The sequence below is a fragment of the Treponema sp. C6A8 genome (assembly GCF_000619925.1).
Taxonomy (GTDB): Bacteria; Spirochaetota; Spirochaetia; order Treponematales; family Treponemataceae; genus Treponema_D.
Genome location: NZ_JHVB01000001.1, coordinates 451,604 through 467,020 on the forward strand (window position 1 = coordinate 451,604; position 15,417 = coordinate 467,020).

13 protein-coding genes are annotated in these 15,417 nt (G+C 39.6%); 11 read left to right on the top strand and 2 right to left on the bottom strand.

Annotated features, from left to right (window positions below):
- The first annotated feature begins 1 nt into the window (after position 1).
- Both T530_RS0102000 and T530_RS0102005 read left to right on the top strand, forming a co-directional pair.
- The gene (locus tag T530_RS0102000; protein ID WP_027727571.1) at positions 2 to 187 is read left to right on the top strand and encodes a hypothetical protein; all 186 of its coding nucleotides are present in this window, start codon (positions 2 to 4) and stop codon (positions 185 to 187) included.
- A 27-nt stretch (positions 188 to 214) separates the two neighbouring features.
- Positions 215 to 3,316 carry a GGDEF domain-containing protein gene (locus T530_RS0102005; protein WP_081773642.1) on the top strand — a complete coding sequence of 1,034 codons (3,102 nt, stop codon included), beginning with the start codon at positions 215 to 217 and terminating at the stop codon, positions 3,314 to 3,316.
- Here the strand turns inward: T530_RS0102005 and T530_RS0102010 are convergent.
- Positions 3,308 to 4,654 carry a hypothetical protein gene (locus T530_RS0102010; RefSeq protein ID WP_027727573.1) on the bottom strand — a complete coding sequence of 449 codons (1,347 nt, stop codon included), beginning with the start codon at positions 4,652 to 4,654 and terminating at the stop codon, positions 3,308 to 3,310. The two genes, T530_RS0102005 and T530_RS0102010, sit on opposite strands and share 9 nt — an antisense overlap.
- 190 nt (positions 4,655 to 4,844) lie before the next feature.
- Here T530_RS0102010 and T530_RS0102015 point away from each other — a divergent pair, with 190 nt between their 5' ends.
- From T530_RS0102015 to T530_RS0102040, 6 genes are read left to right on the top strand one after another with little or no spacing between them, the layout of a single operon-like run.
- Positions 4,845 to 5,069, top strand: coding sequence for a hypothetical protein (locus tag T530_RS0102015; protein ID WP_156011491.1), 225 nt, complete (start codon positions 4,845 to 4,847; stop codon positions 5,067 to 5,069).
- Complete coding sequence (locus tag T530_RS0102020) at positions 5,066 to 6,424, top strand: MATE family efflux transporter (RefSeq protein WP_027727575.1); 1,359 nt, start codon at positions 5,066 to 5,068, stop codon at positions 6,422 to 6,424. Before T530_RS0102015 ends, T530_RS0102020 begins: the two co-directional genes overlap by 4 nt.
- Positions 6,425 to 6,458: 34 nt before the next feature.
- Positions 6,459 to 7,385 (top strand): ribonuclease Z, encoded by a 927-nt coding sequence (locus T530_RS0102025; protein WP_027727576.1) that lies wholly within the window; start codon positions 6,459 to 6,461, stop codon positions 7,383 to 7,385.
- Between the two features lie 18 nt (positions 7,386 to 7,403).
- Entirely contained in the window at positions 7,404 to 8,117 is a 714-nt protein-coding gene (locus tag T530_RS13270) for an ABC transporter ATP-binding protein (RefSeq protein ID WP_038073472.1), read from the top strand.
- Positions 8,101 to 10,215 carry a Gldg family protein gene (locus T530_RS0102035; RefSeq protein WP_027727577.1) on the top strand — a complete coding sequence of 705 codons (2,115 nt, stop codon included), beginning with the start codon at positions 8,101 to 8,103 and terminating at the stop codon, positions 10,213 to 10,215. Before T530_RS13270 ends, T530_RS0102035 begins: the two co-directional genes overlap by 17 nt.
- Position 10,216: 1 nt before the next feature.
- Positions 10,217 to 11,119 carry a DUF4340 domain-containing protein gene (locus T530_RS0102040; RefSeq protein WP_027727578.1) on the top strand — a complete coding sequence of 301 codons (903 nt, stop codon included), beginning with the start codon at positions 10,217 to 10,219 and terminating at the stop codon, positions 11,117 to 11,119.
- Here T530_RS0102040 and T530_RS14545 read toward each other — a convergent pair.
- A complete protein-coding gene (locus T530_RS14545) occupies positions 11,090 to 11,749 on the bottom strand; it encodes a CPBP family intramembrane glutamic endopeptidase (RefSeq protein WP_027727579.1) in 660 nt (219 codons plus the stop codon). The genes T530_RS0102040 and T530_RS14545 overlap by 30 nt on opposite strands.
- Before the next feature lie 49 nt (positions 11,750 to 11,798).
- On the opposite strand from T530_RS14545, the gene T530_RS0102050 reads away from it, so the two are divergent.
- The 3 genes from T530_RS0102050 to T530_RS14550 are packed head-to-tail and all read left to right on the top strand — an operon-like array spanning position 11,799 to position 15,417.
- Positions 11,799 to 12,950 (top strand): PilZ domain-containing protein, encoded by a 1,152-nt coding sequence (locus T530_RS0102050; RefSeq protein ID WP_027727580.1) that lies wholly within the window; start codon positions 11,799 to 11,801, stop codon positions 12,948 to 12,950.
- 29 nt (positions 12,951 to 12,979) lie between these two features.
- The gene (locus T530_RS0102055; RefSeq protein WP_027727581.1) at positions 12,980 to 14,158 is read left to right on the top strand and encodes a hypothetical protein; all 1,179 of its coding nucleotides are present in this window, start codon (positions 12,980 to 12,982) and stop codon (positions 14,156 to 14,158) included.
- A complete protein-coding gene (locus T530_RS14550; RefSeq protein WP_051537752.1) occupies positions 14,149 to 15,417 on the top strand; it encodes a ComEC/Rec2 family competence protein in 1,269 nt (422 codons plus the stop codon). The genes T530_RS0102055 and T530_RS14550 overlap by 10 nt, the downstream gene beginning before the upstream one ends.

Consider the following 15,417-nt stretch of genomic DNA (forward strand, 5'->3'; position numbering starts at 1 on the left):
TATGGACGACAAAGAATATTATTCAATTATGAACAGGACCTCATCATTTGTAATCAAGCAGGTTCTGGAAAAAAACAAGAAAAAGGTCGGAAAAGCTCTGCAAAAATCCTTTACCAAGCTTGAACAGTACCAGGGAAGGGACGACGCAGAAATGCTTTTAGAAAAACAAAATAATTTTGATAACTAAAAAATACTGTGTTATAATTTTTATAATATGGTAAAAAACGAACAGTTCCTTATCGATTTTATTTCTAATTGTAAGAACACGTGTTATATAACCTCAGATTCATCAACTATGGGGCAGATTCCCAAAATTCTTGGACAGGACTACTGCGTCATAAATCTTCTGAACGATTATTCGCCATTAAAACCATTTCTTGAACTGCTTCGATTTTACAATCCGCCATTCAGAACTCTTGAGTCCTGCGTTTATCCGCCACAGCTTGAAACTTTTGCCACCTACATTCACAACGGAACAGCAACCGAACGCCAGGATTTGATTCTTGAAGACGAATTTTCCTATGAAAAATCACTGATAAAAAATGCCATTATCAAATTGATTGAAGACCAGAACGACGGCACAAATTACATTTTTCTCAATGCACAGCAGATGAATGAAGATTCTCTGGAAATTGTACGCGAGCTGGAATCAAAAGAAATAAACGGAAAATTCATCTTCTGTTTTGACTCTTCGGATCCTCTTACGGCCCGCAAAACCGTAATGAACTTTTTGAAAAAGGTTGAAAGAGGTTCTCACGCCCTTTGTGATTTTAAGCTAGAAAAACAATATGGAAAGGATCTGGAAGACGCTGTACCGGAGCTTTCCCCTGAAGATTTAATAAACGCCCTCAGAAATGCCCGCCTCTTCCTTGATGTAAAGACAGTTCTTGGTCTGGCAGCAGAAGGACTTGAGCAGCTGGCAAAGGCAACGTCTGTAAAGCAGGAGAGGGAACTGGCTTTGGAAATTTCTCTTGCTTATTATCTGAGTTCAGATCTTGATAAGGCTGCCGTTCTTCTTGCTGATATTTCTGATGCCGGAATCGACGACATTTTTGATTTGAAAGCTAAATTGTATCTTTCTAAGATCTATCTTTCAAAATCAATGATTCCTCTTTCAAAAAAATATTCTGCCAGCGTTCTTCAGAAACTTATTGAAGCAAAAAATAAAAAATCTCATCTTTATGCTCTTGCCTGCATGCTGGATTATTTTTCTTCAACAAGAGAAGACAATTCAATGCTCTGTGACAAATACATGGAAGCAATGGATATTCTTTTACGCTGTGATTTGAACAACAACTATCTGAATACAGCCCTTCATTTCCCGGTCCAGATTTTTGAAGATAAAAAGAACGAAAAAATCTTTGCAAACATTCTGGAAAAAACAGAGCGAATTGCAGATGAAATCCAGAACCGACATCTGGTTGCGGCAGTTTACCACTGGAAGGCAATTCACGATGAATTTAACGGCGATATAAACTCCGCCCGCAAGGATTTTGACAAGGCTGAAAAAATCAGGACTGAGCTTGGAGATCTGGAGCAGCTTTTACGCATTAAAAACGGCATTTCAGACTTCAATCTTAGAATCTGTCATATAAAAGAAGCCTACAACGTTCTCAACGACTTTACTGAAAACCTCTTTTTAATCAATGATTATCCGCTGATTATTGAGTCTCTAAAAAATCAGGGGCAGGCAGCCTTCTACTTCCATGATTACGAAACAGCAGAGCAGATTACTTTAACACTGCTTGATTTGTATAAAAAATTCATTACCACAGAAGTTGCCATCAACTCCTATGTTCCAAAGCAGAACGACTTTTTCTGCTTTCAGGCAGTAACAGATATTTACAATCAGGATTTCTTCCATGCCGAGATGAATTATTCAATACTCTTAAACGGCATGAATGAAATAAGCGATAACTGCAAGCCTTTTGTGCCATTTATTCAGGCCTGTCTTCTTGCCCAGAAAGGAGATTTTACAAAATCTCAAAAGGCTTTAGACACGGCAATTTCACAGCTCAAAAAGCTTGAAAAATATAATCATATTATTGTCTTTATTCTTTATGAATATGCAATTTTACTGGACAGGCTTGAACAGAAAGAACTTTCAGAAAAGGCCTTTAATCAGGGACTTGAAGTTGCAAAAGAGCACAGCCTTGTTCATTTTTACAAAAACAAGAAAGAATACACGCTGGCTGATTATGTAAAGAGTTTTTCAAAGCTTGCTCCTCTGAACATTAATCACAGAATGCTGGAAGATAAGGCGGCCAAAGATTATACAATTAATTCCCTGCATAATAAGATTAATGAATATCAGTTTATAAATAAGGTAAACTCCTTCAGCGGAATTATTTCTGGAAGCAAGGCCTACCTTGAAAAGATTTCCTATCTGATTTGTGAATTCCTTACAGCTCAGTCTGTAACCTTTGCTCAGCTTGGACTTTCAAAAAAATGGTCAAATGTGACTTCCTTTGCCCAGTCCAGCACAAAGGAAAAAATGCTGCCTGAAAATATCTGGGAAAATCTATTTCAGAAATACGGCAATCAGGAAAGACTGGAACTGATTTTTGATTCAGATTACGAATTTTATTACTGTAATCTTTCAAAATTTGATTACCATGGGGCACTGATAATCATTCCTTATGCCAAAAAGATTTCAAGTTCAGTGCTGCAGATTATTAATATTGCCCTTGCAAATATCCAGAGCCAGCTCGTAATTTTCCAGCAGAATGAAAACATGGCGGCCATAAATGCCACTGACCCAATTACAGCCCTTCCAAACAGACGCGGTCTTTTACGCCATCTGACTCTTGAAAGTGAAAGAATTGAGCGATTCCACAAGCGAAAAGGACAGGTTATTCAAAAAGCAATCGCAATCATTGATATTGATAACTTTAAATACTACAACGAGCGCTTCGGTCATATTGTAGGTGACTTCCTGCTCAGAAGCTTTGCTGACATTCTCAAAAAGACTTTAAGAAGAATTGACTTTGTATGCCGTTACGGTGGCGATGAGTTTGTCGTTGTAATGAGCGATACAACTCCTCTTGAAGCAGAACGCATGTGTCAGCGTCTTTATATTGAACTTTCAAAAGAAGATTTCTTCCTTACAGAGCTTAAGAAATTCACAAGACAGGATATTGATATTCCGGAAAATAAGAAAATCGGCTTCAGTATGGGCTTGTGCAGTAACTCTGACATTCCGGCCCCGGAAAATCTTACCGAAGTTATGAGAAATGCAGACAAGGCCCTGAAATACACCCGTGAAAAGAGCAAGGGCTCTGTATCTAACTGGCTGAAGATAAAGGATTTACTGTAAGTGGTCAAAAAGGCTCATCGCCGTATTAAAAAAGCTTTTTTCCATAAAGGCAGAAAATTCCCTGTCCAGCGTGATTAGATTTTCCCGCAATTCTTTCATTGTCTCTGCTGTAAGCACAACCTCACAGTAACCGTGCTCGCGGTTCTGTTTTGCCTGATCGTTTACGGTCTGAGTAACGTGCTTTACAAAAGGCATGCTGCTGAGTTTTTGCAAGACGTCTGCTTCCAAGATAGGGAACTTCAGGGACATGGCAGGACGTTCTTTACCGCGAGGGCAGCCCAGCTGGCTTTCAAACTGCAGCTGGCTCATTCCGCTCAGGCGGGGGTTGAGTTCAAAAATTACCCAGCGATGATTCACCTCGTCCCAGCCGAAGTCTACCTGGCAGATGCCGTTTACTTTTATGAGATTTGCAAGGCGCAGAAGCTCGGAGTTCAGGCTGGCGAAAGGGAAGGTGGCACCGGCATTTGTACTAGTGCCTTCTACCGGCCCGATTTTTACACTCTGTTTTGGGCTTGTGATTCCGTACTGGTTTACGCTTACCATAAAAGGCTTAAAGACTCTGTAACCGCTTTCCGGCCTTCCCCAGATTTCCATTGCAAACTGAGGGCCCTGAACAAACTCTTCTACAATTTTGTCTCCGTTGTTTTTTTTGCCGTTCAAAAAGTTTTTTACCTGACCAAAGGTGTGGCAGACTTCCATTCCGTAGCTGGAAAGTCCCGAAGTATCCTTTATGATAACAGGGAAGGTCATGTTTTTTATTCTGTAAAAAACGCTTTCCTTATAAGGGTTTTCTTTTAGCTCTGCCCGGTTGCGTTCTGCCCAGAAAAGCTCGTGATGAACGTAAACTGCCTTTGCAACAGGGAAGCCGTTTAATTCAAGAAATGAATGGGTCTGTATTTTATCAAAAGACATGAGACTTACATCAAGCGTATTGCAGATTACATTTATTTCCTTTGTCTTTAAGATTTCTGCAATCTGAGCATCTTTGATAGGAAGCCAGTCAAAGGGGGTTACCCAGTAGGTTGCGGCAATTACAAGGTCAGGCTGCAAGCCTTCAATTAAAGCCGCAACTTCTTCCGGCAGATTTTCTTTTCCCTGTGGAAGGATTTTATATTCAAAGTGACGGGATTTTTCAGAGAGTTCGTTACCCTGCAAATCTAAAAGGAACATGCCGGGCAGTTCAGAAACAATCGTAAAATGATGCTTTTCAAAACAGTCTGCACCGAAAAAATCAGCCAGAACGCGCTCCGTGTTTTTTGCGTTTGAAGGAAGATTTGTATAATGATAGGTCGGGCCATCGAAGTTATTTGAATTTGTACTGTATATAATTATATTCATAGTCAGATTGCATTGAAAAAATGACGTGAGTGGAGCGGAGCTGCAAAGTCATTTGAGAGCTGGAAGGCGAAGCCTTATAATAATTTCCTATCAGCTCTCACTCATGTCTTTGCAGATACGCGCAGCGGAAGTCATTTTTTCTGTTAACATAACACTTGAATTTACCTTATTTTGCAGTATATTTACAAGCATGACAAAAGAAGAGTTTATTTTCAAAGTCGAAACAAAAAGCGGCTGGAGCTTTGTCTACAAGGGAAAGGAATATAACCTGACCTACGGTGTAGATAATGCCGGCCGCGATTACATACTTTTTGGCCGCACTTTTGAAGGCGAAAAATACTATTCGGTAAAGGAGCTTTTCAACAAGGCGCGAATTGAAAATCACTTCTTCAGGGAGATGCTGGAAGATTTATGAAAAATCAGCTGGACATGACCCAGGGGTCAATTTTTAATAAACTGATAATTTTCTCTGTACCGCTGATTTTGTCAGGCGTTCTTCAGCTTTTATTTAACGCCGCTGACGTAATTGTTGTAGGCCGTTTTGCGGGCGACAATTCCCTTGCGGCTGTCGGTTCTACCAGCTCTTTCATCAACCTTATGCTCAACCTCTTTATCGGGCTTTCCATCGGTTCAAGCGTTGTTTCAGCCAACTATTTTGGAGCCGGAAAAATCAAGGAACTTCAGAAAACCGTTCATACTTCAATGCTGCTTTCCCTTTACAGCGGAATTGCCCTTACTGTGGTCGGCGTGATTTTTGCCCGCCCGATTTTACACCTTATGCAGGCGCCGGAAGAAGTTCTTGTACTCGCAGTCCTTTATCTTCGCATTTACTTTGCCGGAATAAGTGCTACTGTCATTTATAATTTTGGAAGCGCGCTTTTACGTGCAAAAGGTGATACTCAGCGTCCTCTTTACATTCTTCTTGTGGCGGGTGTAATCAACGTAATCTTAAACCTGATTTTTGTTATTTTCTTCCGTATGGATGTTGCGGGCGTTGCCCTTGCTACGGTAATTTCTCAGATTTTTGCCGCCGCTTTTGTTGTAGTTCTTTTAATGCGGGAAGAAGACGGCTTTAAGCTGGAAATAAAAAAGCTGAAAATCCATAAATATATTCTCATTCACATTATCAGAATAGGTGTGCCGGCGGGCTTTCAGGGAATGATGTTCTCGATTTCAAACATGGTAATTCAGTCTTCTGTAAACTCTTTCGGGCCGGTTGTAATCGCAGGAAGTTCGGCTGGAATAAATATTGAGGGCTTTGTTTACCTTGCTATGAACGGCTTTTCTCAGGGGGCTCTGACCTTTACTTCCCAGAATATGGGGGCAGGGCACAAGGACAGAATCAAAAAGCTGGTATTTATTTCACTTCTGACAGTCCTGGTTGTCGGTGAGGGACTTGGCTTTCTTGTCGTTATTTTTGCCCGACAGATACTTGGAATTTACTCTAAAAATCCTCTTGTAATTGCAGCCGGTATCCGTCGTCTTACTATAATCTGTTCGACCTACGCCCTCTGCGGCATCATGGACACAATGAGTAACATCATACGAGGAATAGGCCACAGCCTCCTTCCGATGATTGTCTGCATTGTGGGAGTATGCGTCTTCCGAATTGTATGGCTTTCTACAGTCTTTTTGACTCCCCAGTTCCACACGGAATTCACTATTTTCGTTTCCTATCCGATTTCCTGGGCTGTAACCTTTATTGCCCACTGCATATGCTTTTCAATCGCTTTCAAAAAGCTGCAGACATCAAAATTACAGGCTTTGTAGAATTTTATGTAAAAATCCACTAAAATAAACTTCTATGAATATGGAAGCCTTTATTTTGGGTTGCGGCGGAATGATGCCGCTTCCTTACCGTCATCTGACTTCTGTTTTGTTGAGGCGTGACGGTGATTTGTTTTTATTCGACGGTGGTGAAGGTACTCAGGTTTCCCTAAAACGTCTGAATCTCAAGTGGAAAAAAATCAATGCAATTTTTGTTTCTCATACTCACGCTGACCACGTAACAGGACTGCCGGGAATCCTTATGCTTTCTGCCCAGGTTGACCGCACAGAACCACTTTACATTTACGGACCTCCGAAAATCAAGGAATACATTGAAACAAGCCGCCGCGTTCTTGATATGTACATCAACTATCCTATTGTTGTAAAGGAAATTACTGCGCCTTGCGTTGTTCACGGCGGAGAGGATTTTTATATCAGAGCCTTTCCTCTTGACCACACAAAGACCTGCGTAGGCTACACTCTGGAAGAGCTTGACCGGCCTGGCGAATTCAATCCTGATACAGCCCGTGAACTTGGCGTTCCTTGCGGACCTCTTTGGGGAAAGCTTCAGAAGGGCGAAGAAGTGCAGGCTGAAGACGGTTCTATCGTAAAGCCGGAACAGGTAATGGGAAAGCCACGCAGCGGAAGAAAATTCAGTTTTGTAACGGACACTCTTTATAAGCCAAGTATTGCTGATGAAGTGCGCGGAAGCGACCTTCTTGTTTGTGAAGGAATGTTTGAACACGCCCTTTTGGATCAGGCAAAAGAGAAAAAGCATATGACAGCAGTGCAGGCCGCAACAATTGCCCGCGATGCCAATGTCCGCCGTATGTGCATGATTCACTACAGCCCGCGCTACACAGACAAGGAACTTTCTGTTTTATTGGAAGAAGCCCAGGCTGTATGGCCTCAGGCAGAACTTTCAAAAGACCGCATGCATATAGAAATTCCTTACATTGACTAAAGCCTGAAAGGCGGCGCTATGATTCGTGTCTGTGATTTTTCTAAAGCTTATAAATCCTCTTTTCAAATCAGCGGAATTAATTTTTCGGTTGAGCCCGGAAAAATCACGGCCCTGGTTGGTGCTAATGGAAGCGGAAAAACAACGCTGATTAAAGCTATCTGCGGCTTTCATTATGCAGACAGCGGAAAGATTCTTTTAAGCAGGGAAGATGCCTCTTCTGAGGTAGACATCACACAAAAAACTGAAATGGCAATGAGCCTTACTGGCTATGTTCCTGAAGTTTCAAATCTGCCCCCGGAGTTAAAGGTTTATGATTTTTTGAAATATGCCGCAAAGACACACGGCCTTTCAGATGAAGCTGTAGAAAAAGCCCTAGAGGATGTAATCAAAAAATGTAATCTTGGCGAAGTTTCCAGTAAAAAAATCAAAACTCTTTCCAAGGGCTTCCGCCAGCGGGTTAGTCTTGCCCAGGCTTTGATTTTCAATCCGCCAAACCTCATTCTGGACGAACCGATAACAGGTCTGGACCCGCTTCAGATTGTAGAACTGAGAAAAGACTTAAAGGAACTTTCCAAAACAAAATCAATTTTAATTTCCACCCATATTCTGCAGGAAGTAGAAGAACTCTGCGACAATGTTGTCGTAATAAAAAATGGAAAGCAGATTGCCTTTGGAAGCGAAAAAGAAATCCTAGAGAAAAACGGAGCAAAATCTCTTGAAGAACTTATATAAATCTCAGCTGAAATTCTATTTGACTCCTAAAAGCCTTCTCCTGGGCCTCTTATTCTTTATTTTTACTTATGCAGACTTTTTCCTCCGCCACAACTTTTTTTCAGGTCTTCAACTTTCAATAAGTTTTCTCTTTAATTCAGTTCCATATATCAGCATTATTTTGATTCCAGCCCTTGCTTCAAAATCAAGAGTCGCATTATATGATGATTTTATACCTCTGCCTTTCTATAAGCAGCTGCTTGTAAGGCTTTTAATTTTACTTAGCATTTTTACAATTTATCTTTTACTTTTAATTCCGGCAGTTATCATTACAGGACTTTTTTATCCCTTTGATTTTGCAGTGGTAATTACAAGCTTTCTTTTCCTGCTTCTTTATGGAGCCTGTGTAATTTCCCTCTGCCTTTTGATTTACCAGCTTTTTCAAAATCAGATTGTGGCTTTTGTAATTTCTTCAGTCCTGCTTGCAATAATCAACAGCGCCCACAATTTTTCGGTTTACATTTCAAGTTCAAGCTTTTTTGCAGCCATCTTCAAAACCTTGAGCTTTGCCTGGCACTTTGACGCATCCGGAAAAGCAATTTTTGATTCCCGCGATTTTATCTTCTTCATTGTTTTTACACTGCTTTTTCTTTACCTTGCCTTTATTGCTTCAGAAAAAAAGAAGGGAAGAAGCTTTAATAAAAGCCAACGCTTTAGAAATACTTCCATTATTTTTATTCTGATAATGCTATTCCTAAACTCCGGCCGCTATTACTTCCGCCTGGATTTTTCTAAAAACAAGAACTTTTCCCTTTCAAAATATTCAAAGTCACTTTTGCAGAATCTCCCTGAGCCGGTCATAATCACATTCTACCGTTCAGGCACTTTAAGCAGACTTTACCCTCAAATCCGGGACGTTACGGATTTTCTTGACGCCTACAGTTCAAAAAATAAAAACATCAGCTTTAAGCTGATAAATCCTGACGGAAAAGCTGATATAAAAGAGCAGCTTAATAATTACGGCATTCAAAGCCAGCAGATAGATACATCTTCCGGCACTTCAAAAGGCTATACGGAAGTTTTTTCTTCCATCGTTTTGGAGTATCAGGGGCATTTTGCGGTAATTCCTTTTATCCTTGGATCAGAAACTCTTGAATACGACCTGGATGTAAGGCTCAAGTCTCTTCTAACAGGAAAAAGTCCTTATGTAAACATCATCCTTGGAAACGGAATGAATTATTCCGAGGATTATTCTTACATTGCCCCGATTTTTAATTCAGAAGGCATATTAATCAATCCACTTTTCCCGGGCACAGCTGATTTTACAAAGAGGCTTGAAGAGGCAGAGGGAGTTCTTTTAGTTATCGGCGACAGCAAAATCGGAATTGAGGATGCCACTGCTATAGAAAACTATATTTTAAGCGGCAAGGGTAACGCAATTTTTATGCTTTCCCCTTATTCCTGCGATATTGCCGGCGACTGGCGCCTTTTACAGAACGAACGCACAAATCTTGTAGAAATGCTTGAAAATTGGGGTCTTCGCTTTAAGGAAGCCATTGCCACTGATATTTCTTCTGCAAGAATTACAATGGTAAGCGGCGACAACAATCCGGCAGAAAATCCCTATACCCAGGTTTTAAATTATCCGATGTGGATAAAACTTTTGAAACAGGAAAATTCAAAGCAGGGACTTACTCTTTTCTGGCCGACACCTTTGGAAATTGAAAGTCAGGATTCTGCCGGGGCATATCTTGTTTCTACGCCTCAGGCCGGAGAGTTTACAATTAATAGAAATACTTATACAGAGGCAGGAAGCCTTATAGAAACAAATCCATTTGTAATCTCTACAATTAAAGCTGAGGGTAAAAAAGAGACAAAGATTCTGGCTGCCCAAATCAAGGGAAAAATCAGCGGGCTTTACAATTATGCAAGCTTTGACAATGCAAGAATTCTTGTAATTCCTGACCAGTATTTTTTGAACACCCTGATGAATAATTATTCCGCAGATCCAAGCCAGAAGGGAAATGATTTTTCAAATTTTGATTTTACTGTAAATCAGATTCTTAAGCATTCTGGCGAAGAAGAGCTTGCCGAATTACAGTTTAAGACAGAAGGTTAGAATGAAAATTAAAAACTCAGTACTTTATACATTATCAGCCATTCTTCTTTTTACATACCTCCTTTCTTTTACAAAGGTCTTTAATTCAGATAAAAGAAAGGTTCAGAAAACAGCCTTATTAAATCCAAAATATAAAGACCAGATTACTTCAATAGAGCTTTCAAGTGAAAACCAGCAGCTTATTTTAGAAAAAAACAATGATATTTGGATTGTAAAAGATGGAGAAGCTGGCTTTACCGCACCAGCCAGCAAAAATCAGATTGAAAATTTCATCAATACCCTTACAAAAATAGTAAATGTGTATAAAATTTCAGACCAAGTGTCTAAAAACGATGACTATTCCTTTAATTTTTCTGTAAAAATCAGCTATGCAGACACTTATTCCCAGCTGATTTTTGGTAAGCAGGATTTTTCCCAGACATTAAGATACTTTATGACAGGCCGTTCAGCAGCGGTTTATCAGGCGGGAAGTGATTTTGAAAGCATTCTGACTATCAGCCAGCGTTTTTGGACAGAACCTGAATTAATATCAAAATCCATCACAAAAAACATTTCATACACTGACATTCAGCGAATCACAATTTCAGATTTCCAGACCACCAGAATCCTTACACCAGAAGACAATACTTTCAAAGCCTATGCTTCTGACCTGCTGGAACTTCGCCACGGCGGCATTTACCAGCTGAAAGAGTCTGCAGAGGATTCGATTGCAGAGCCAATAAACATTCCGATTTTACGAATCAAACTTGAACTTGGCAACAAAGATGAAATTGTAATTCAAGCTTACAAAGCCACGGAAGAGAATTACCGTCTTTCTGTCCATTATCCAAAAATCAAATATGAGGCGGACTTTAAAATCAGCCACTGGACTTTATCAAAGCTGAGTCAGAAAGAGCTGAAATAAATTGTAGATAAAATGAGCGGCAATGCCGGCCCCTATAAAAGAAGTCTTTTTATAGCAGCATCTTAAAACGATGTGGGCAAATAAGGCGTTAAGCACAGCAAAAAGCCCCGCATAAGAATGGGCAAATGCAAAGAAAAGGGCAGTAAGGACTTCAATTAAAATCACAATTTTTTTCCGCCCGCCAGCATATTGTAAAAGAAATTCCGGCAGGTAAAATCTGTAAAGAATCTCTTCAAAAGAAGCAGACAGCAAAAATGTCAGGATGCAGAAAAGCCATTCAGTGGCATTTTTTGGAATGGCAATCTGATAATCAGGGCCGTCAAATTTTACTAAAAGGGCAATTCCATTCAGAAAAAAGGTAATTGAAAATAAAATACAAAGGGAAAAGGTCGCAGTGAAAATCAAATCATAAAATACAAAGAGCTTTCCGAAATGCTTTGACTTTTCCCATAAATTCTTATGAAAAAAGAATAAAAAAAGGGCAGAGGCAAAAAAAACAGCCTGAAAAAGAGGAAAAGTCCATACAGAAAATGACTCAGGAGCAGGCACCGTAAAAATCGGCGTAATTACAAAAAAGTAAAAAACTGCGCAAAAAATTCCGATTTTTAATAAGGAAGAATGTAATTTCATCTATATTATGATATAATATTTATGTCTTAATTGCAAAAAGTGAGGAAAAATGTATTCAATTATCGGAGTAATCACAGTAATAGTTTTTTTTCTGTTGCTCGGTGCCATCTACACAGCCTTTAAAACTAAAATCAAATTTTTTGTATCAGGCATGGATTCAGGTTTTTCTTTTGCAGATATAACTACACTTTGGGAAGCTGCCGAATATACAGGTCTTGAAAATCCAAACTCCCTTTATTATTCTATGCCGGCCCTTACAAAATGTATGGAACGCATTTCTACAACAGCGCAATCCATGGACCAGAACAGCGCAAAATCATATCAGTTTCTTTTGTCAAAGCTCTTTGATTACCGCACAAAAATCCAGAATGAATCTGATTCAAAAAAAGGAATGCAGACGACACTTTCCCTTGACCAGGGACAGAAGCTGAGAATCATCTTGCCGGGACAGGGCGTTTTTACATCAGAAATCATGAATAACGGCAAGCAGCTGGTTATTTCCATTCCTAAAAAAAAGGATTTAATTGAAGTTCCTGCAAACATGTGGCTTCATAAAACCCTTACAATTTACCTGTGGCGCAAGGGGGATGCCCGCTACGTTTTTGATTCTGCTGTAACCCAGACTGGACTTTATCTTGGTGCCCCTTGTCTTTTTATCAATCATTCAAACAACCTGGTTAGAACACAGAAACGCAAGGCTGTAAGAGCAAAGTGCGAAATCTACGGCTATCTCTATATCATTAAAGAAAAAATTGCAGACTATCACGCAGTTGAAACTCATAACGGTTATAAATGCCTTATTGAAGACATTTCTGAATCAGGAGCCCTTATCAGAATCGGCGGAAAGGGTCTTTCTAACGTTCAAATTAAGCTTCAGTTTAACATTCAGAATATGCTGATTGTAATGTTCGGAACCATCAAGAATTCTGAATTCAATCCTGTAAAAAATGAATCGCTGCTTCATTTTGAATGTACACATATTGATCAGCTTATGCGTAACGAAGTTTTAAGTTTTGTTTACAATTTGCTGCCTCAGACAGAAAAAGAAGTTATGGAAGCCCTTTCTCTTACAGATGAGGACCTTGCTTCTGATGTGACAGCTCCAAAAGAAAGTTCAGAATTAGACATTCCACAGGCTGAAGAAGTACCGGAAGAAGAGCATGAACCGGAATTCGACGAACCGCAGGTATCCAATATATAAATTATTTGTTTTATAGATAGAGGTGAGATATGAAAAAAACTATTTTTGCACTGGCAATTCTCTTACTTTCTTTTAATTCAATTACAGCAGCTCAGAAATCTTCAAAAACAGTAGATTTTATAAAAGGAAACCTGGCAGATAAAACACAGGCAGTTCGCGATGCCTCAGGTGAAGAAGGCATATGGCTTTCTGCAAAGGCTCTTGAATTCGCCCTGGAAAATAAAACTTACATCGGAACAGACCGCGACCTTGATGGTCTTGTAATTTCTTCAATTCTTTCTATTCCGGCAGATTTATTTTCAAAAGATTCTGCAAAATCAACTTCTTTTATAAATTCTTTTGCTGAAGTATTTAAGAACTTTTCTGATTCCAGCACAGTTCAGATTGCAGTATTACAGAAGATTCTGCTCATCAAAGATAAAACAGACGTTTCTGCTTTTACAGGTCTCTTAAACAACTATATCCAGAATGTAAATTCAAATGCAGATTCAGGGGTAATCAAGGCCGTTTTAAATGCCCTTGAAAGCATTGGCAACAGGGACTCTTTTGTAATTCTCTATAATCTTTGGAACAACAAACGCTTTTCTGCCTATTATGATGATATAGAAAAAGCCCTTGTTTCACTTTCTGCCTTGTCTGTAAATGAAATCATTCAGATTTGCCGCTCAAAAGATATTGCCCAGATCTGCAAGGTTTTTGCCTTAGTTCAAAAAAATACAAAAATTTCAAAGAATTTTCTCTGTGAGATTTCCGAAATTTCATTGTCTGAGACTATATTATTAGTAGACAGTTCTTCCAAGTACACAAATGAAGTTGACAGCTTACAGAGCCAGTGCCTGAAGATTCTTGAAGAAAACAAGTGGACAAGAGCTTCTTCAATTGCAATTGATTACCTTCGTTTCTGCAAAAAAATGTTTGATAACGGTTCAATTAAAGAAGATTATTTTGCCTCTGTAATTTCTTCTATGGCAGAAATCTCTCCGATTGAATCTGTAAGCCCGCTTTGTTCCCTTATGGAAGAATTTAACGGCAAGAAAGAAAAGAATGAAAAGATTTCCATTCCTGCCGTTAAGGCTGTCATTAATACTTTAGGCGCCATCGGAAACAAAACGGCATTTGATTATCTTCTGGCTGTAACTTATTTAAGTTATCCGGAAGATGTTCTGTCAGCAGCCCGGGAAGCGCTGGCAGGACTCAGATGGCAATAAAGCTTTTAGAAAAACCTTTTTTTACAGCAACTTTAATCTGTATTTTAATTTTTTACTCAAATTCAGCCCGGCTAAATCAAAGAAGTCGGGCTCGTTTTTGCCTTGAAGAAAGTGCAGTCAGCTCAGTAGAAGGCGAAATTATTTCTTCGCCAGCAAAAACTCAAAGCGGAAAATATTACATTTGCAAGCTAAGCTTAAATACTGTTTACGGCAAAGTCTCTGATGCGGATGCAAATTCATCAGCAAGGGGGATAATTACACTTTTAATTCCTTCTGAGCTTGCAGAAGTTTATTTCCCGGGAAAGCTTTACACCGCTGCAAATAATAAAGGAGCCTTTTTATATGAAAGCGGCGCCCTTTATAATTTTAAAGGCTCCTTTTCAAATTCAGTTTTTATTGCAAAAGACTGCCGGACCTGCAGCTGGAAAAAAGGCATTTACGGCAGAATCGATTACTTCCGAGCCTTATGCCGCCTGCAATTTAAACGCCTTATGTACGCCTGGGGCAATGCCGGCGGCCTTTTACTTGCTCTTTTGTGCGGCTCCCGCGAGTATCTTGAACCTGTTCTTTATTCCAACTTCCGCACAGCAGGACTTTCCCACATAATAGCCCTTTCAGGCATGCACCTTTCAATGTTCAGCGCAATCGCTCTCTTTTTTGGCAGCCGATTTGGACGCAAAAAGCTGACCTTTATAATCCGCGTGACAGCCCTGATTCTTTTCGTATGGTTTGCAGGCTTTTCTCCTTCATTATTGCGGGCCTTTATCTGTTCCATGCTGCTGCTTTTTGCTGCCATAGCCGGAGTAAAAGAGCCTGATATGCTTATGATTTTATGCTTTTCATTTTTGCTTCAGTGCATTCTTTCACCTTCAGACTTAGTAAATGCAGGCTTTATGCTTTCTTATGGGGCCCTGGCGGGAATCCTTATCACAAGCCGTTTTCTTACAAAAATCATCATGCGCTATTTGCCGCCTTATTTTTCACTTTCCCTTTCTGCTTCCTGCGGAGCCCAGATTTTTACTGCGCCCCTTTCCCTAAAGCTATTCGGAAGCTTTTCTCCCATAGGTGTAATTGCAACAGTTTTCGTTTCGCCCTTAATTACGATTTTTATTTATTCAGGCCTTCTTTTTATTATTCTCAGCCTGATTTTTCCACATTTATCTTCATATAGTGCATTTTTTTTAGCGATTGAGTATAATTTTATTAAGATAATCACAGGAGCATTTTCACAGGCTCCGCTAATTTCTTTTGGAGAATAA